This is a genomic window from Haloferax profundi (assembly GCF_001469865.1).
Taxonomy (GTDB): Archaea; Halobacteriota; Halobacteria; order Halobacteriales; family Haloferacaceae; genus Haloferax; species Haloferax profundi.
The window spans coordinates 1-16523 of the sequence record NZ_LOPV01000020.1 but is presented as its reverse complement, the minus strand read 5'-3'; the positions used below and the strand labels follow the sequence as shown (position 1 = coordinate 16523).

The window sequence follows — 16523 nt, the reverse complement described above, 5'->3', positions numbered from 1 at the left end:
TCGTACTTGAACCTACGCGAGGGTGAGCGGTGACTGCGAACGACACGAGAGAAACGAGACGCAGCGAAAATCTGTTCGCGTCAGTCGTTACAGCACCCGCCGGCCTCGCCGCCGAAGTCGACGGCGAGTGGTTCGGAGATGGCTTCGTTGACCTTCTCCAGTTCGCCGACCATCTCGGCCTGCGCGAGGAGGTACTCTTTCATCACGGGCATCGAGTGGAGTTCGTCCTGTTTGGCCTGCACCTTCTGGAGGCCTTCCTGGGTCGCCTCGCCCATCTGTCGAGCGACGTTGAACTCTTCGCGCAGTTGGTTGAACTCGGTGATGAGTTCCTGCGCCTCGTCGTCTGCTTCGACCGCGGCCTTCGCCTCCTCGTACGCCTCGTACTTCGGGTGGTCGGCGATGGCCTCGCCCAGTTCACGGCCGAGTTCTTCGAGCCGCGTCGTCTGCGTGCTCATGGTCGCGCCTTAGGAGTCGAGCGCTTTCAACCTGCCGAAGGGGGACGTATGCGAGGGTTCAGGCGTGTGTTTCGACGAACGAGACCACGTCCGCTAGTTCGTCCGGGCCGACACCGTGCGGTGCGTCGTACACCTTCGCCGTGACGAGAGCACCGAGTTCGCGGAGACGGTCGGCAGCGTGTTCCGCCCGCGACGCGGGGATGATGCGGTCCATCGACCCGGCACCGACGAAGACGGGTTTGTCGGCGATTCCCTCGGGTTCGACGTCTGCGTGCGACTCGGCGAGATAGCCGTGCAGCGCCACCACCCACGCGTAGTCGTCGGGGTCCTCCACGAGAAGTGAGAGACTCGTGATAGCACCTTGGCTGAACCCGAGGAGGCCGATTCTGTCGGGGTCGAGGCCGTACTCCTCGATTGCGGCGTCGATGGACGCACGGACGAGTTCGCGCGAGCGCTCGAACTGTTCGGTGTGGGGCTGACTCTGGTGTAGGCCGCCGCCGGAGAGGTCGAGTTCGTACCACGTGTAGCCACCTTGTAACCGGTCGGGAGCGCGGAGACTCACCACGTGGAGATGGTCAGGAAAGTGCTGTGTAAGTTGGAGGAGGTCCTCCTCGTTCGACCCGCGTCCGTGGAGCAATACGACCGCAGGGGCCGCCCCATCGACCGCTTTTGATGGCTCGACGTGGACGTGTTCGAGCGGAATGTCAGTCATGGGCCCCGCTAGGCCGTCGGCGTTCTTGAAACCCCGAGTGACGGCAGGGTAACCGGGTGACAAAACTGGAGGTCGGTCGTCTCACCGACCCGATCCACTCGTCTCGTTCGATTCGGCCGTCTCGTTCGATTCAGCCGTCTCGGTTACTTCTCTCGCCGGCGCACACCGAGTGTCGCACCGCACCCTTTGCACATCCAGAGGTCGTTCTTGTTTCGGCCCGTCATCACACCCCGCCCGTCGACCGTGGTCAGTTCGGGAACCGTCTCGCCCTGTTCGAGGTCGTCGATGCCTCGGATGGGCTTCCCACAGGCCGGACACTCGGTGAGTTCGTGTTCGTCACTCGCTTCGTGAATGTGTTCTTCGTCGTGTGCATTGGTGTCGCTAGACATACTATCCGTACGACGGCAAACAGGTAATGCGCACTGCGGTTTGGTCCACGCGACGCACGAGAGGACGGCGTATCCCGGTTCGCCGTGTGACGTGACCGACCGTCTTCGACAGACACGTCGTATGCGGGTGTGTGACGCCCAATCGTAGGGAAGCGCCGCCGTTATACCTCTTCATCGGTAAGGGGGCGTCAATGAGTCAGGACGCCTCCTCGGAGGGAGACCTTCGGAACACCGGGATGTCGCTCAAGCACGACCGGGAGTGGGACTACGAACTCGAACGAATCATCGACGCTATCGAAGAACGCGACGCCAAGCGCGTCGGTCTGCAGTTCCCCGAAGGCCTGAAGCGTCGTGGCCCGGCAGTCGCCGACGACCTTCGCCAACTCTGCGACGACGACGTGACCTTCATGCTCTCGGGACAACCGTGCTACGGCGCGTGTGACCTCGACACCTACCTCATGCGCCGGACCGACGTGTTCGTCCACTTCGGGCACTCGCCGATGAAGGAGTCGGACAAGATTATCTACGTCCCGCTGTTCTCCAACGTCGACCCGTTCCCCATCGTGGAGGACGCCCTGGACGAAATCGAGGGCGACGAAGTCGGACTCGTCACCACCGCCCAGCACATGAACCGCTTCGACGACATGTGCGATTGGCTCGAAGAACGCGGCTACACCGTCCAGACCCGGAAAGGCGACGACCGACTCACCTACGAAGGGCAGGTTCTCGGGTGCAACTACGCCTCTGCGGACATCCCGGCGGACGACGTGCTCTACGTCGGCGGCGGGAAGTTCCACCCACTCGGCCTCGCGATGGAACACCCCGACAAGAACGTCGTCATCGCCGACCCCGTCAACAACGTGGTCACCATCGCAGACACGCGCAAATTCATGAAACAGCGCTACGCCTCGGTCCACAAGGCGATGGACGCCGAGAAGTGGGGCGTCATCTTCTGCACCAAAATCGGGCAAGGGCGCATGGAAATCGCCGAGAAGATTCTCGAAGACAACCCGAACGCCTACCTCATCACCATGGACGAGGTGACACCGGACCGCCTGCGCAACTTCGACATGGACGCCTTCGTCAACACCGGATGCCCACGCATCACGACCGACGACGGCCCGCGATTCCACAAGCCGATGCTCACCCCGCAAGAGTACCGCATCGCCGTCGGCGACGAACCCCTCGACTCCCTCGAGTTCGACACCTTCCACGGCACGTGGTAAGCCGGTTCGACGCCGTCTCGGTGTAACGGCCGTCGGGCGTCCACTCACGCTTTTGTCTCGAGATTCTCCTCGGTGACGACGTCGATTCCGCGGTGCACGCTCGCCCAGAGAAGTGTCATCCAGAACGACTAAAACGTCGCCGTGTGCACAACGCAGTATGGTCCCCCTCCGAAAGCCCCTCGCCGCGAGTCTCGGACTCGTGTCTCTCCTCGCGTTCGCGGGCGTCACCTCCGCACAGACCGTCGAAACAACACAGCAGTTCTCACCCGTCTTCCGTGGTCTCACGACGTTCTTCGTCGATATCGTCGTCGGTGGAATCCTCGTCGCGGCGCTCCCCGCGTACACCCGTGACTCCATCTCTGAGATACGAGACGACCCCGGCGGGTCGTTCCTCTGGGGCCTCCTCGTCGGCATCGGTGGCCTCGTCGCACTCGTCGTCCTCGCCATCACGATAATCGGCTTGCTCGTCGCTATCCCCGGGTTCGTGGCGTTCTTCGTCGTCGCACTCGTCGGCGGCGCGGTTGCGACGGTGTTCCTCGGGTCTACCGTGACGCGGGTACTCTCTGGGCGGTCACAGTCGCGCCCCTCACTCGGTATCGCGCTCGTCGTCGGTGCGTTCGTCGCCGCGGTGTTGTCTGTCGTGCCCCTCGTCGGTGGTCTCGTCCTGTTCGTCGTGGACACGCTGGGCCTCGGCGTCGTCGGGCGTACCCTCTATCGGTCGTACGCCTGAGGCGGTCGGTCTCTTTTTGACACGCCGGTGCCACGAGTCACCACAACATTCAGGGTACCGGTAGCGAATGACTCAGACAGATGCCGACGACCCACCTCTCCGTCCTCGGACTCGACGTCCAGCGGGTCGTCACCCCGCTCGAAACAGGCGACTTCGACGCCGACCGGGTACGTCTGGTCCGTGACGAGGCCGACCCCGAGCAGGGTCGCGACCCAGACGACTGCGCCGAAGGCGCATCGCGAGCACGTGCTCGCGTCGCACGAACCGTCTCAGAGACGTTCTCGACGCGCCTCGACGCTCCTCTCGACGAAGTACGGCTCCCGTTCGGTGCGTCGTTCGCGACGTTGTACGCGGCGACGACCGACCTCTTGCGAGAGTCCGTCGCCGATGGCGCCGTCGACGTGAACCTCACGAGCGCACCGCCACAGGTTGCCGCCGCGTTCTACGCCGCCAGAACGGCGCTCGTAGACACCAGCGTCGCACCCCACGATGCGATTACGCTCTACGCTATCCCCGCGGACGAACACACCGACCTCGCGGCTATCTCTGACCTTCGTACCATCGTCTCTGAAGTCGAGACGGCGAACGCCGCGTTCGACGAGTTCCGGCGTGTCGCCGACGGCCCCGCGGCAGACGCCGTCGCACAACTCCTCCGAACCGCGCTCTCTGACCTTCGACTCGCGCTTGCCGACGCGAGTGGTGACACGCCGAGAGGACGCGGGAGGAGCGCGACGTACACGCAGCGGACGAAGACGGACTCTCCGTTCGGGTCGATGTCAGCGTACGTCGGTCGAGCGCGCGAACAACTCGCGGACCTCGTAGACGCCGACCAACAGCGCCCGGTACCCGAGGACACGCGCGACCCGAACGCCGTCCTCGACGCCCTCGACGAGTGGCTCGACGCCGAAACCGGCCTCCTCTCACCCGTCGAAGACGACCCGCGCGAACTCCTCGTTCGGTTCCGGGAGAGTTGTGTGGCGCGCTTCGGGAAGTTCGAAGACGACGCCACGATAGCGCTGTTCGACACTATCGACCGCTTCGACGCACAACTCGACGCGTACCTCGACGCGCGGAAGCACCTCTCCGGTGCCTTCAGTCCAGTCTCCGAGGCGACGACTGACCTCTCGGCGGCGGCAGACACGTCGTCTGCGCACCTCGACGAACTCCACGACGACGGCGTCGCTCGAGGTGGGACGCCGATGTCTCTCGATGGCCACTCGCTCTCACCGCTCGGGGACCTCGAAGCAATCGCACTCCACGTGTTGACGACGGGCCCACCGCGTTCACGCCCCCGGACCCGACGAGCGGTGACCGCCGAACTGCGCGAACGAGCAGAACACCACGGTATCGTCGCGGGCGCGCGAGACGAAGATTCGTGGTCCGCGTTCGACACCTTCTGTGTCGACATCGCTCGGAACGCCGAGGAAGGCGACGCCTTCGAAAAGCGCCTCTCGAACGGACTTCGCCCGCGTCTGGAGGTTGCTGTCGAAGCGTTGCTCGCCGACGGATACGTGCAGACGAAACGACGTGAAGCCGGTCGAGACGCGCTCGAACCGAGCGATTCGGCGCGACTCTGGGCGGAGACCACTGACTGGGACGAGTTCCGTGAAACCGTCGTCGACGACGTGCTCCGCGACTGCGTCGAACGCGAACTCGACTGACGCCGACTGGACCCGTAGACGCTTCCGTTTCGACGTACGCGACTACGATTCGCCGTCGACGTCCCCGACTACGCTTCCTCTTCGACGTACGTAACCGCCGCTTCTGGCGTCTTACACGCCTTGAAGCGGTCGAGTGCGCTGAGAGTGTGAGTCCTGATACCGGCGACAGGTCGGTCGTAGACTGCTCCGAATCCAATCTCAGAGAGCGTCCCGCCCGCCCCATCGATGGCGATGACGGCGTCACCGTTCATCACGACGAGTGCGTTTCTCGCGTGCCCGAGGCCGGTGGCGATGCTGACGTCGACGTACTCGTTCGCCTCGTCACGCTCTTCGCCGGGGAGAATTCCGATGGTCGTTCCGCCGGCGTCTTTCGCGCCGCGACAGGTGGCCTCCATGACGCCCCCGAGACCGCCACAGACGACGGTGTGGCCGCGTTGGGCGAGGAGTCGGCCGACGTCTTCGGCGAGCTGGTCCACCGGGTCAGGAACGACGCTCCCGCCGACGACGCTCACGCGCATCGCGCACCTCGGTAGTCTGCGTCGCGAGCAGTTCGGTCTTCGACGTTGCTCGGTCTGTGCATGTAACAGCGCACACTGCCAGCGTCCATAAACGACTGGGCATCGTCACTATATTGCCCGGAAAACGGAGCAGAAGTATCAGAAATCGTCCATTCGGTACGCGTCGTCTTGGAGGGGCGAGACCGGTTCCCAGGAACCGCATGCACGCATCGTTCGGGCCATTGCCGAGAAATCTGCCGTCCGCTTGTGAGAAAATGGCATGACACTCGAAGTGACGAGTGCCAGTACTAAATACCTTCCCGGGAGAGGACCTTATATTTCCATTATTGTTCGGTAGTCTATTGTGGTATACGTTGCCTGGGAGTAGCCATCTCGTCGCTCGTCCGTCGCCCTCGTGGAATCGCCGAGAGCGCAACGCTTAGCCCTCTCGCACAAGGACTCGTCTACATGACGCGAAGTGATTGGAGCGATTGGCTTCCGCGGGCAGTCGAAGCGGCAGACCCGGAGACAGTCGCCATCTGGTACCTCGGTTGTAACGGGTTTGTACTCAAAGGAAGCGAGGGAACGACGGTGTTCATCGACCCGTACGTCGGCATCGGTTCCCCGCCGCGGACGGTTCGGATGGTCCCAATTCCGTTCGACCCCGACGACGTGACCGAGGCAGACGCCGTCCTCGCCACGCACGAACACACGGACCACGTCCACGGACCGAGTCAGGCACCCATCCTCGAAAATACGGGTGCGACGTTCGTCGCCCCCGACGACTCTCTGTCGGTCGCCTACGACGACGAAGCGTGGTTCGACGACTACGACCTCACCGAAGACCAGTTCGAAGAAGTCACCGAGGGCGACACCGTCGAAATCGGCGAGTTCACTGTCCACGTCGAACCCGCGTACGACCCCGACGCGACGCACCCGGTCTCGTACGTCTTCGAACACGAGTCGGGGACGTTCTTCCACGGCGGCGACACCAAACCGTCCGAGGAGTTCACCACTCTCGGCGAGACGTACGATATCGACCTCGGCGTCCTCGCGTTCGGGACGGTCGGCAACATCGCCGACAAGGAGACGGGCGAACCCGTCCGCACGAAGTGGTACAACGACGAGAACCAGATAATCGAGGCTGCGAGCGACCTCGACCTCGACCGACTTCTCCCGTCGCACTGGGACATGTGGAAGGGCATGACCTCCGACCCGAAGGTCCTGCACCACCACGCGAAGAGTTTCACCGCACCGCGGTCCCTCGAACTGGTCGAAATCGGCGACCGAGTCGACCTCTAACCTGACTCGCCCCGTCTGTCAGTACGCACAGACTGTCACCGAACGAAAACCGCCGAATCGGCAGACAGCGCCGGGGGAGGGTTCGATTCCCCGGTTGTTTTATATTGCATGTACGGAAAGTGGCGGCCATGAGCCACGAGCCTGAAGGGGTCATCTCCGTCTCTGACGGTGAGGTCACAGTGGAGAAGACCTTCGCCGCGGACGAGTTCCCAGTCCCTGCGATTAAATTCGTCATCGCCTCGACGCGCGACGAACCGACGCGCGTCCGGGTCATCGACCGAATTCCCGAGTCGTTCACGATGGAGAGCGTCGGGTTCCACCCCGAGTACGACAGCGAGAACTGGACTGCGTACAAGGACCACCGCGTCGAGTACGAGCGAACACTCGACCCGGGCGAAGAAGTGGTCACGGTCTACGGTATCCGTCTCACCGACGGCCACCAGCGGGAGGACTTCCTCGAAGAACCGACCCTCGAACGCATCCCAGTCGACGGGGGTATCCACCCCGAGGATATCGACGACATCCTCGGCGAAGACCGGAGTCAACTCGTGCGCGACGTCCTCGCTGGCAACCGTGACCCAGTCGGTGACGACGGTGCCGACGACGAAACCGAAGCGAGCGCCGGGGTCGACGACGTCCCATCTGACGAGGACCTCGCGGCCGCGTTCGAGAACGTCGACGACGAAATCGAGGGAGACGACACGGTCGTTGAGAGCGCCGTAGACGGTACCGAAGACGAAGTCGATACGGTCGACGCCGATACGGACGAGGCTGACGAGTCCGAAGGGGAAGAAACCGCCGACGAAGCGGCCGTCGCACTCGGTGCGGCCGACGAAGACGACGCCGTCATTCTCGACGACGATGTGGACGAGGACGGCGACGGCGACGCGGGCGACCAACTCGATGCGTCTGTCGACGATGCTGAAATCCTCGGCGACGACGGAGAGGAAGAGGGAACAGAAGAACTCGTCGCGGAATCTACCGAAGACGTCGAAGTCGAGTCCGAACACGAACCTTCGGGTCCGCGAACCCTCGCCGACGACACCTCCGCTGCGGTGACCGAGTACCTGGACGACCCAGAAGAACTGACGAGTGACGACGAGGCCGACACAGTCGACACCGAGGGTGGACTCGTCGCTGCCATCGCCGCGGAAATTCGCGAAGGTGCTGTCGACGACGACGACCTCGCAGTCGTCAGAGAGGCCGTCGAGACCGAGACACGACGAAGCACCGACGTGCGCATCCAGCGCCTCCAGTCGCAGATGGAAGACCTGGCGGCGTACTCCGACGCACTCGCTTCGTTCATCGACGAAGAAGGGACGGGACAGCAACTCGTCGCGGAGTTCCGCGAGGAGATGCAAGACTTCCGCGCAGACATCGACGCACTCGACTCGATGGTCGACGAAGCGGTCGAATCGGCCGACGACACCGCGTCCCGCCTCGACGCCGCCGAGGAGACACTCGCCGCCGTCGACGAACGCAGCGAACGTGCCCAGTCGAAGGTCGAACGTGTCGACGGTCGCCTCGACGCCCACGACGGGCGTCTGGAGGACTTGTCGACCGGACTCGAAGACCACGACAACCGCCTGCACGACCACCACGAACGACTCGAGGACCACGACAGTCGTCTCGACACTGCCTCGCGAAACATCGACGCCGGTGCCGCGCGCCTCGACACCGTCGAAGAGACGCTCGAAGAACGGGCCGAGGAACTCGGTTCGATTCACGGGAACCTCGACGAACTCGCCGGTCGCCTCGACGAGACGGTCGAACGCATCGATGGCGTCGAAAGCGAGACGGAAGCCACCAGTCAGACGGTCTCGAACCTCAACGAGGAGATCGGCGAGATTCGCGAGGACATCGCGTCGCTCGACGGCGACATCGTCGAGACGCGAGACTCGTTGGAATCACGTCTCGAAGACGTGCAGTCGAGCATCGAAGACGCCGCCGCGGAAGACGAAATCATGACGCTGCGCAAGGATATCGAGGACCTGAACGAGAGCGTCGCGGAACTCGACACCTTCCGCGAACGCCTGGCAGGTGCGTTCGGCACCGGGATGGGCGGCGAACCGGAAGACGAATAGCCGACTGCGTCACCATTTTTCGCGCGAGAGACGTTTTCCCGAAGCGCAACCTGTTTAGCGGGCCACCACGACCATCCGATGATGACAGAGACGGTGCGCGTCGCCGTTCCGCGGAAGGGGCGCCCCCTCGAAGCGGTGCTCGAACGGTTCGCCACGACCGACAGCATCGCCGAGGTGGCAGACGAAATCATCTCGACGCTCAGGTTCGAGAAGTCCGTCACGAAAGGCCATACCCATCCGGAACGAGACGTGTACGAACGACTCGCAGACTACAGCGACCTCTCAGACTCGGCGTCTCCCGAGTACTCGCTCTTGCGCGACGACCGAGAGGGCATGCCTCGTCGAATCGTCTTCGACAGCGTCGTCTTCGAAATCGACGGCGTGGACATCCATCTCGTCGGTCGCGAAGAACCGTTCCGCGCCCTCCGGACCCACGAGTTCGGTCTCGGATTCGACAGCGCCGACCTCGTCCTCGAAGAAGTCGTCACACTCCAACCCGACGGCATCGGCAGCATCGAAGACGTGAACGCCCGAATCGACCCGATGGACACCGACGTTCGTGTCGTCTCCGGTCTCGGAGATACGGTCTACCACACGCTGATGGCCGACCCCGAGATTCTCCCACCGGGCTCTGACCTCGACCGGGACTTCGTCGCCGACTACGCGGGTGACCTCTGTATCTCGCCGCGATACGAGCGTCTCGTCGAAGCGGTCCTCGGGACACGGTGTCTCGACGACGTCACGTTCGCGTACCCCGACGAAGGTCCCGAAGAAGAAGCCGCCATCGCAGCGACCGGTCTCGGCGTCTACCTCACGATGACCGGGTCGACTGCGCGTGAACACGGCCTCGTCCTCGGGGAACACCTCTTCCCGAGCGAGACGGTGTTGATGGAGAACGTCGCGGAGACGACAGACGCCGCCGAGACGGTCAAAGACGCCATCGACTCTCCCGAGTTAGAGACCGAACTCCGGGTCTAACCCGCCGTCTCGGGTATCTCTTCACCGCAGGCCATCAGCGTCGAGAGGGTCGTGGCCTGCACTCCACCGTCGTCGTTCAGTGCGACGACTGTCGTACCCTCGTTACAGTCGAAACTCGACGGTTCGATGATGACTGTCTCGGACGCTTCGTTCTCGGCTCGGACGACACGAGCGACGAACTTCCGTTGTTCGGTCAGTGTCACGTCTATTCGCGCATCCGGTTCTACCTGGAACCTGCCACCGAACGCGACTGCGTCTGCGTCGGCTTCGAGACTGAGGTCGACTACGGCGGCCGACGCGGTCGGATTCACCACCGAGAGCGTCCGTGGCTTCGTCTCCCCGTCGGAGAGTGACCTATCCCCAACTGAAACTGACAACGGTGCGTCTGCTGTGACGACCGGCGGTGCACACGCCATCCGTGTGGCTGCACCACTGACCGAGATGTCTCCGTCGTCGGGTGAAAACGCCGTCCACGAGCGATTACAGTCGAAGTTGGCTGGCGTGACGACTTCGGTCGCCGTCGCATCCGTCTCGAGGTCGGTTACAGTCACGTCGTAGTCTGCGGGGAGTCTGAGTGAGACCGATACCTCGGCGTTCGGGTGCACTTCGTACGTCTCACGGTGTCCAGCCCCGAGAGCAGGCGATACGCTGACTCGAACGGTCCACGGTCCGGATTCGGTGGTGGTCAGGCGGACGTGGTGTGGTTTCATCGCCCCGTCGTCGGGTGTGGGAGCGTCGCCGACGACGGTCGTGAGTCGCTCGCCCGACTCGACGACGACTGCGTCGACTGGTTCGGGTGTTGGGTCCGGCGTCGGGTCGGGGGTTGGGTCGTCCCCGCCCGTTCCGTCGTTTGCGCTTGCGGTACAGCCAGCGAGTGCCGCCGCGAGACCGGTACCGGTCGCGGCGAGGAAGGCTCGTCGTTGCACACACTCCCCGACGGAGGGGGAGACCTTCCCCCTATGTGTGACTCAAAGACGCCTTTGAGTCCACACGGTAGCGAGGCTCACGGCGAGAGTCAGGAGTATGCCCACCCCGAGGACGATGGCTCCCGGTCCGTCGACGTACCCTGCGAAGAACGCAGGCGAGAAGACGTCTGGAGTCCCGGGCGTCCGCAGCACGTTCGGACGCGGTCGTTGATTCGTCCAGACGACCTGTACTAGTACGCTCGCGACTACCGAGAGACCGACGCCGGTGACGAGGTTTCTCAGGCCGGTGGAGAGGTGTTCTGGTCGCTCCGCACCCGCGAAGAGAACGACGGTGGAGTTCGTCGGACCGTACACGGCCATCTCTCGGCCCTGCGCGGAGACCCAAGTCGTCACGGGTTCGACTAACTGGGCGTCGACCAATCGGTCGAGGTGGTAGCTGACGGTCTGAACGGTCGTGTCGAGCACGTCGGCCAACTCGGATGCCGGACGAGGGTCGTCGTAGACTTCTGTGAGGAGCGACCGGGCGGTCGACGACGACAGTGCCGCGAGAACGTCGTCTGCTGCGGGGTCGTCCAGTGAGAGGAGGAGCGGGGCTATCTCTCGGTCGCCAAGCGATTCGGCAGCGGGTTTCAGCGGTAACAGCGAACTCACGTCTCACCCGAGAGAGTCGGTCGAAGGCTAAAGAAGCATCTAAGAGTCAAACGACCGTTTGAGCCACCCTCTCTCGAACCTATCTAATCGTCACGATTCACTGGCGCCCCACGACCACACAACCTCGGAGGATGGAAGTGTTGCGTGCCTTCTATTCAAGCACAACAACGGAGAAATAGGCGCAGTCTACCGGTTTTGATTCCATATCACTCAGAAAAACTTTCCACGCTTTCTCACCGTGACGAACTCGGAAATCACGAGACGAGGGCCTAATCAAACACAAACCATGTGAAAATAAGACACGCAACAGAACCCAAACTCCGAAACTGTGACGACCACCTGAAGCCGATTAGATATAGCGACATACGCTTCATAAGTCGTGTCACAGACACTCGATTCGAGACTCAGAGCAGTGAATAAATATTCGATTCGTACGTCTCACGAACTCTATCACCCCAATTGTGGGTGTAGGTGTCGATGATGTCGCCGGCGACGTCGCCACGGAGGTACTTGACGATACCGCGGTCACCGGTCCTGTCGCGGAGGTGGGTGGTGAAGAAGTGCCTGAAGTAATGCGGTGTCACGTTCTCTTCGCGGTCTCCACCCCTGCGGTACCACCCTGCATCGGCGGCGTGCGAGGTGACGATGTGGTGGACCGCATCGGGTGTCAGGCGTGTGCCCCACCCCGACGACGTCCCCACGAACAGCGGTTCTGCGGGTGATTCGGTGTCCGGCCGAATCGCAAGCCAGCGCAAGAGCACCGTCTCTACCTCGTCGTCGACGGGGACGACTGTCGAGCGTTTTCGCTTGTTCGAGGCGGTACGAGTCTCGCCATTCGTGGCCATCCCGACGCTCGGTTCGGACGAGACGTACACTGACGGTCCTCGCCCATCGAGCGCTGCGCGGGTCGAGACACCGTCTACTGGTGTGTCGACAGAGAGTGATAGGTCACGTAGGTCGAGGTTGCACAGTTCACCGACACGCATCCCGGTCTTGAGCAGGGTGACGACGAGTGCGTGTTCCAGTGGATGGCGGATGTCGCGGACGAACTCCCGCATTTGTGAGACGGAAACCTCTCTCCGGGCGGGGTTCGAGTCGATCTTTTCGTCCATCTCTTCCATCACGAGGCCCATCGGGTTGGAGTCGAACACACCGACCTGGGCCATGTAGGCGTAGAATCGGTGGAGGTAGGAGGCATAGGTCGCCACGGTACTGGGTGCGACTGCCCGGTTTCGCAATGTGTGAATCCACGCCATACAGTCGCGGTGACTGGCGTCGTCGACAGATTTCGCGGTTCCAGTGGGGTTTCGAGAGGGGTCACCGAGGAACGACTCGAACTCGCGGAGGACACGTTCGTAGGCACCACGAGTTCTGTCTGTCTTCCCGTGGTAGGTCATATCCTGGAGGAAATACCCGACTGGGTCCTCCACGTCTGCCGGTCGTTCAGCGGCCATCGTCCTCCGCTAAGGTGTACCCGCCATGTCGCCCACTGTACACGACTCTCCCGTCTGCCTGGAGGTCCTGAAGCGTCGATTCGAGGCGGTCTTCGATGTCGTCTGTGAGCGCCGAGACGAGGTCGTCCCACGAGAGGTGTGATTCGGTCGCGAGTGCCTCGACGATACGGGCCGTGAGTCCACTGTTGTTTTCACTCGAACTATCTTGATTTGAACTCCCGTTCTGGAGGGCCGTCTTCTCCCCTTCTACCCCAGGGGTCACGCCCGTCTCATCGCCCCTCGAAGGGACCTCGAAATCTGCCCGACCAGCCTGTACCATCGTCCTGACAAATTCACTCTGACTCATGTCGAGTCGGTCGGCGTGGTCCTTCCAAATCTCCTTCTGGTGGGTGGGGACGTAGGTCTGGACTGTCGCCCGGTCGTCCTCGTCGCTCATACCGGGTCGACTCGGGGGCCGATATTCAATCTACCGGCACTGTACAGAATAAGAGACCTTATCTGAAATTGTACTAGTGGATTTTTGGCCAAAATAGGGTGTTATCCTGATTTGTGCATCCCTCAAATTAGCAATTTGCATGTAGTATTCAGGATATCCACATACTCTCGACACTGCCGATTTTGCCCGTTTCGAGCGAATCTGAGAATGGTGTCTCAATCCGTTCTAGTAGTGACGACAGAATACCTGCACGACCATCTCAATTTTAGAAGGCTCCCCGATAATTGGATGGCTATGTTGGTGGTGTTTACCTTGGAGTTAGATTGTGGTGTTGCCGTTCCAGCGGGTTCGTTATTTCTTGTATATATTCTCTGAATTATTATGGTTATCAAGTTCACCGCTCGCTATCTGTGGCTTTTATTCGGGAGTGAGTAGTCCGCAACGACCACTAATAATTTCTCAATTAGACTGTGTCGTATTAGTATATCATAACTGTGGAATTTTTGTCCGAATTACTCTCTTTTATCGTTCGAGATAGTCGGTGGAATTTACTCGAAAATACCAGAGGATTTCCGGAGCGAATTAACACGAATATCTCGTCGAACATATTTTGAAATAAATAGTCGAGTTCTGACTCAGATAGAGTAGATTTCCACGAGGCGGTGTTGTACATACCACACACGAAACTCGCTGAAAATCTGTCTTTGTTCGGGAGTCGACAGCGGGAAAATCAGTGAAGGAACACCCGGATGTGGTGCCCGACTTGACCGCTGTAGGTGTGGGCAGAGTGGCGTCGGTGGTGCGGGACGTAGCATTTCCCCGTAGAGGGCAAGATGTCGCTCAGCGCCCGCCTGTGCCGTTTCAGTGCGTCTCCTCTCCGGGTGACCGCATCATCGACTATCGACTTCGGGGGGCACCTCGAACAGACAGACAGGCCCGCTAATTCGGGTGGTGAACGGGCACTGCACACTCCTTCACCAACGCGACACCCGTCCAGCGTGTGTTGGTCTCGCGGTGGGCTGTGAGAGTTCACTTGGCACTCGCACGCTGCTGCGGAACCAACGGGTCATCTCGACCACCACAGACGCACTCTCGCCTCGTCTCGGCGAGAAATCGTACCGTCTACGAGTGAACTGAGAATTTCCCGCGATTTCAGGTGTACGCAGTGGTCTCTCGAGGACAGCGCTGTTCGACGATAAACTCGTATATTCTATGTCGCTATACACAATCCTGAATTCGGGCTTCCCGCCGAGATGTGAATTCAGAGCGACTCGGTCGGAAAGAGGATTCTCCTAGTGTTCCCCAGTGCTACACCTCGACTCGCTGTATCAAGTCCGCCGCGTCGTTCGCGGGACTGTTCACTCTGGTCGAAACCGGGTATGCCGTCAACCCGTCGTCTGGATACGGGTCGAGAAGCGTCGCTGCCTCGTCGGCGTCGCCGTGAAGCCACGTCTCTTCTTCGTCGGGAGCGAGGACGACGGCCATCCGGTGGTGTAACTCCGAGATGAGGTCGTTCGGTTCGGTCGTGACGATGGTGAACGTCTCCAGCGGTTCCTGCTCACGAGAGGGGCCACCGCTCCCGAAGTCACCGAGTCCTGTCTGTTTCGTCGACGGCATCCATCGCTCCCAGAGGCCGGCCATGGCGAACGGTCGGTCGTCTTCGAAGGCGACGCGATACGGTTGTTTGCCCCCACTCCCGGTCTTCGTCCACTCGTAGAACCCGTCTGCGGGGACGAGACACCGGCGTGACTCGTAGGCATCTGCGAAACTACGCTTCTCGCTGACCGTCTCGCCGCGGGCGTTGATGCGGTCGTTTCCGACTTTCGGACCGTCGGCCCACGACGGGACGAGACCCCACTTCATGAACCGAAACTCGTCGGGAGCCTCGTTCGTGACGACCGGCAGTTCTTGTCCGGGTGCGCAGTTGTACCGCGGTTCCAACGGCCGTGTCGGTTCCGCACCGAACCGCTCTCGGAGGTCTTCTGGAGGGGTAAACAGCGTGTAGCGACCACACATACCTTCGACGTAGGCACGGTGTGGGTAAAACGCCCGCGGCGACCAGACGACGACGCATTTAGGTCGCCGCACTCCCCGGTACGGTATATGCGAATCGAGAACAGTTTCATCCCCGTCCGTGGCGTGGGCGAACGGACGGAACGCAATCTCTGGCAATCCGGGGTCACACACTGGGACGAGTTCGACCCGGGACTCGTCGGCGGCAAGACGGCCGACCGAATCGAGTCGTACATCGCGGAGGCGACAGCGCACCTCGACGACGGAAACTCCCACTTCTTCGACGACTGCTTCCCGTCTGGTGAGCGGTGGCGACTCTACGAGAACTTCCGCGACGAGACGTGCTTCTTCGACATCGAGACGACGGGTCTGTCACCCGAACGAGACGACGTGACCACCGTCTCGTTCTACCACGGCGGCGAGACGACGACGCTCGTCCGCGGCGACACCTTGACTGCCGATACTCTCGCCGAACAGTTCTCCGACGCCAAACTCATCGCCACGTTCAACGGCGCGCGATTCGACGTCCCCTTCCTCGAAACGTCGTTCGACGTCGATATCGACGTTCCACACGTCGACTTGATGTATCCGTGCCGGACACTCGACCTGACCGGGGGCCTGAAACAAATCGAGAAAGACGTCGGTATCGAGCGTGACCGCCCGGATATCTCGGGCCGCGACGCGGTTCGACTGTGGCGCGAGTACGAACGCGGTGACGACTCGTCGCTCGAGACACTCGTCTCGTACAATCGCGAGGACACCGTCAATCTCGAGCGTCTCATGGAGACGGTCACTGACCGACTTCACACGCGCGCCTGCGAGGGTCTGGACACGACGTTCGTCTGAGGTGTCTCCGTGTCGGTGCGGCGTTCGTGGCCGATTCCTCTCGTCGCAGAATCACACCCCTTTTTGCTCCCCCGTACCCACCCGGCGCACATGACCGAGGACCCCGAGGCCGAGGACGCCGGCACGGACCCCGACGTAGAGGCGGACGAATCCGCCGACGACG

16 protein-coding genes are annotated in these 16523 nt (G+C 61.7%); 7 read left to right on the top strand and 9 right to left on the bottom strand.

Annotated elements, in window-relative coordinates; genetic code table 11:
* Window positions 1-80: 80 nt before the first annotated feature.
* The 3 genes from AUR66_RS01090 to AUR66_RS01080 all read right to left on the bottom strand — a co-directional run bounded on the left by AUR66_RS01090 (window position 81) and on the right by AUR66_RS01080 (window position 1556).
* Window positions 81-455 carry a YlbF family regulator gene (locus AUR66_RS01090; RefSeq protein ID WP_058570685.1) on the bottom strand — a complete coding sequence of 125 codons (375 nt, stop codon included), beginning with the start codon at window positions 453-455 and terminating at the stop codon, window positions 81-83.
* A gap of 58 nt (window positions 456-513) precedes the next feature.
* Window positions 514-1167: an alpha/beta hydrolase gene (locus AUR66_RS01085; RefSeq protein ID WP_058570684.1), complete on the bottom strand. Its 654-nt coding sequence runs from the start codon at window positions 1165-1167 to the stop codon at window positions 514-516.
* A gap of 143 nt (window positions 1168-1310) precedes the next feature.
* Window positions 1311-1556, bottom strand: a complete 246-nt coding sequence (locus tag AUR66_RS01080; RefSeq protein WP_058570683.1) for a hypothetical protein — start codon at window positions 1554-1556, stop codon at window positions 1311-1313.
* Window positions 1557-1747: 191 nt separating this feature from the next.
* Between AUR66_RS01080 and dph2 the strand changes: the two genes are divergently transcribed.
* The 3 genes from dph2 (at window position 1748) to AUR66_RS01065 (ending at window position 5173) form a co-directional block, all read left to right on the top strand.
* On the top strand, window positions 1748-2782 hold the full coding sequence (gene dph2, locus AUR66_RS01075) for a diphthamide biosynthesis enzyme Dph2 (protein WP_058570682.1): 1035 nt from the start codon (window positions 1748-1750) through the stop codon (window positions 2780-2782).
* A gap of 157 nt (window positions 2783-2939) precedes the next feature.
* The gene (locus AUR66_RS01070) at window positions 2940-3512 is read left to right on the top strand and encodes a hypothetical protein (RefSeq protein WP_058570681.1); all 573 of its coding nucleotides are present in this window, start codon (window positions 2940-2942) and stop codon (window positions 3510-3512) included.
* 80 nt (window positions 3513-3592) lie between these two features.
* A complete protein-coding gene (locus AUR66_RS01065) occupies window positions 3593-5173 on the top strand; it encodes a hypothetical protein (protein WP_058570680.1) in 1581 nt (526 codons plus the stop codon).
* A 68-nt stretch (window positions 5174-5241) separates the two neighbouring features.
* Here the strand turns inward: AUR66_RS01065 and AUR66_RS01060 are convergent, their stop codons facing one another.
* Window positions 5242-5691, bottom strand: coding sequence for a TIGR00725 family protein (locus AUR66_RS01060; RefSeq protein WP_058570679.1), 450 nt, complete (start codon window positions 5689-5691; stop codon window positions 5242-5244).
* 447 nt (window positions 5692-6138) lie between these two features.
* Between AUR66_RS01060 and AUR66_RS01055 the strand changes: the two genes are divergently transcribed.
* The 3 genes from AUR66_RS01055 (at window position 6139) to AUR66_RS01045 (ending at window position 10034) form a co-directional block, all read left to right on the top strand.
* Window positions 6139-6972, top strand: a complete 834-nt coding sequence (locus AUR66_RS01055) for an MBL fold metallo-hydrolase (RefSeq protein ID WP_058570678.1) — start codon at window positions 6139-6141, stop codon at window positions 6970-6972.
* 128 nt (window positions 6973-7100) lie between these two features.
* The gene (locus AUR66_RS01050; RefSeq protein WP_058570730.1) at window positions 7101-9056 is read left to right on the top strand and encodes a hypothetical protein; all 1956 of its coding nucleotides are present in this window, start codon (window positions 7101-7103) and stop codon (window positions 9054-9056) included.
* Between the two features lie 81 nt (window positions 9057-9137).
* Window positions 9138-10034, top strand: a complete 897-nt coding sequence (locus AUR66_RS01045) for a hypothetical protein (RefSeq protein WP_058570729.1) — start codon at window positions 9138-9140, stop codon at window positions 10032-10034.
* Here the strand turns inward: AUR66_RS01045 and AUR66_RS01040 are convergent.
* The 5 genes from AUR66_RS01040 to AUR66_RS01020 all read right to left on the bottom strand — a co-directional run bounded on the left by AUR66_RS01040 (window position 10031) and on the right by AUR66_RS01020 (window position 15517).
* Window positions 10031-10960 (bottom strand): hypothetical protein, encoded by a 930-nt coding sequence (locus tag AUR66_RS01040; protein WP_058570677.1) that lies wholly within the window; start codon window positions 10958-10960, stop codon window positions 10031-10033. The genes AUR66_RS01045 and AUR66_RS01040 overlap by 4 nt on opposite strands.
* A gap of 42 nt (window positions 10961-11002) precedes the next feature.
* A complete protein-coding gene (locus tag AUR66_RS01035; protein ID WP_058570676.1) occupies window positions 11003-11611 on the bottom strand; it encodes an ArsR/SmtB family transcription factor in 609 nt (202 codons plus the stop codon).
* Window positions 11612-12015: 404 nt separating this feature from the next.
* Entirely contained in the window at window positions 12016-13065 is a 1050-nt protein-coding gene (locus AUR66_RS01030; protein WP_058570675.1) for a tyrosine-type recombinase/integrase, read from the bottom strand.
* Window positions 13055-13501 (bottom strand): DUF5805 domain-containing protein, encoded by a 447-nt coding sequence (locus AUR66_RS01025; RefSeq protein WP_058570674.1) that lies wholly within the window; start codon window positions 13499-13501, stop codon window positions 13055-13057. The genes AUR66_RS01030 and AUR66_RS01025 overlap by 11 nt, the downstream gene beginning before the upstream one ends.
* Before the next feature lie 1308 nt (window positions 13502-14809).
* A complete protein-coding gene (locus AUR66_RS01020) occupies window positions 14810-15517 on the bottom strand; it encodes an SOS response-associated peptidase (RefSeq protein WP_058570673.1) in 708 nt (235 codons plus the stop codon).
* Window positions 15518-15604: 87 nt separating this feature from the next.
* Between AUR66_RS01020 and AUR66_RS01015 the strand changes: the two genes are divergently transcribed.
* Entirely contained in the window at window positions 15605-16360 is a 756-nt protein-coding gene (locus AUR66_RS01015) for a ribonuclease H-like domain-containing protein (RefSeq protein ID WP_058570672.1), read from the top strand.
* The last annotated feature ends 163 nt before the right edge of the window (window positions 16361-16523 follow it).

Coding starts and splice junctions, on each gene's coding strand:
- AUR66_RS01090 (WP_058570685.1), bottom strand. CDS start 455: ATGAGCACGCAGACGACGCGGCTCGAAGAACTCGGCCGTGAACTGGGC.
- AUR66_RS01085 (WP_058570684.1), bottom strand. CDS start 1,167: ATGACTGACATTCCGCTCGAACACGTCCACGTCGAGCCATCAAAAGCG.
- AUR66_RS01080 (WP_058570683.1), bottom strand. CDS start 1,556: ATGTCTAGCGACACCAATGCACACGACGAAGAACACATTCACGAAGCG.
- dph2 (WP_058570682.1), top strand. CDS start 1,748: ATGAGTCAGGACGCCTCCTCGGAGGGAGACCTTCGGAACACCGGGATG.
- AUR66_RS01070 (WP_058570681.1), top strand. CDS start 2,940: ATGGTCCCCCTCCGAAAGCCCCTCGCCGCGAGTCTCGGACTCGTGTCT.
- AUR66_RS01065 (WP_058570680.1), top strand. CDS start 3,593: ATGCCGACGACCCACCTCTCCGTCCTCGGACTCGACGTCCAGCGGGTC.
- AUR66_RS01060 (WP_058570679.1), bottom strand. CDS start 5,691: ATGCGCGTGAGCGTCGTCGGCGGGAGCGTCGTTCCTGACCCGGTGGAC.
- AUR66_RS01055 (WP_058570678.1), top strand. CDS start 6,139: ATGACGCGAAGTGATTGGAGCGATTGGCTTCCGCGGGCAGTCGAAGCG.
- AUR66_RS01050 (WP_058570730.1), top strand. CDS start 7,101: ATGAGCCACGAGCCTGAAGGGGTCATCTCCGTCTCTGACGGTGAGGTC.
- AUR66_RS01045 (WP_058570729.1), top strand. CDS start 9,138: ATGACAGAGACGGTGCGCGTCGCCGTTCCGCGGAAGGGGCGCCCCCTC.
- AUR66_RS01030 (WP_058570675.1), bottom strand. CDS start 13,065: ATGGCCGCTGAACGACCGGCAGACGTGGAGGACCCAGTCGGGTATTTC.
- AUR66_RS01025 (WP_058570674.1), bottom strand. CDS start 13,501: ATGAGCGACGAGGACGACCGGGCGACAGTCCAGACCTACGTCCCCACC.
- AUR66_RS01020 (WP_058570673.1), bottom strand. CDS start 15,517: ATGTGTGGTCGCTACACGCTGTTTACCCCTCCAGAAGACCTCCGAGAG.
- AUR66_RS01015 (WP_058570672.1), top strand. CDS start 15,605: ATGCGAATCGAGAACAGTTTCATCCCCGTCCGTGGCGTGGGCGAACGG.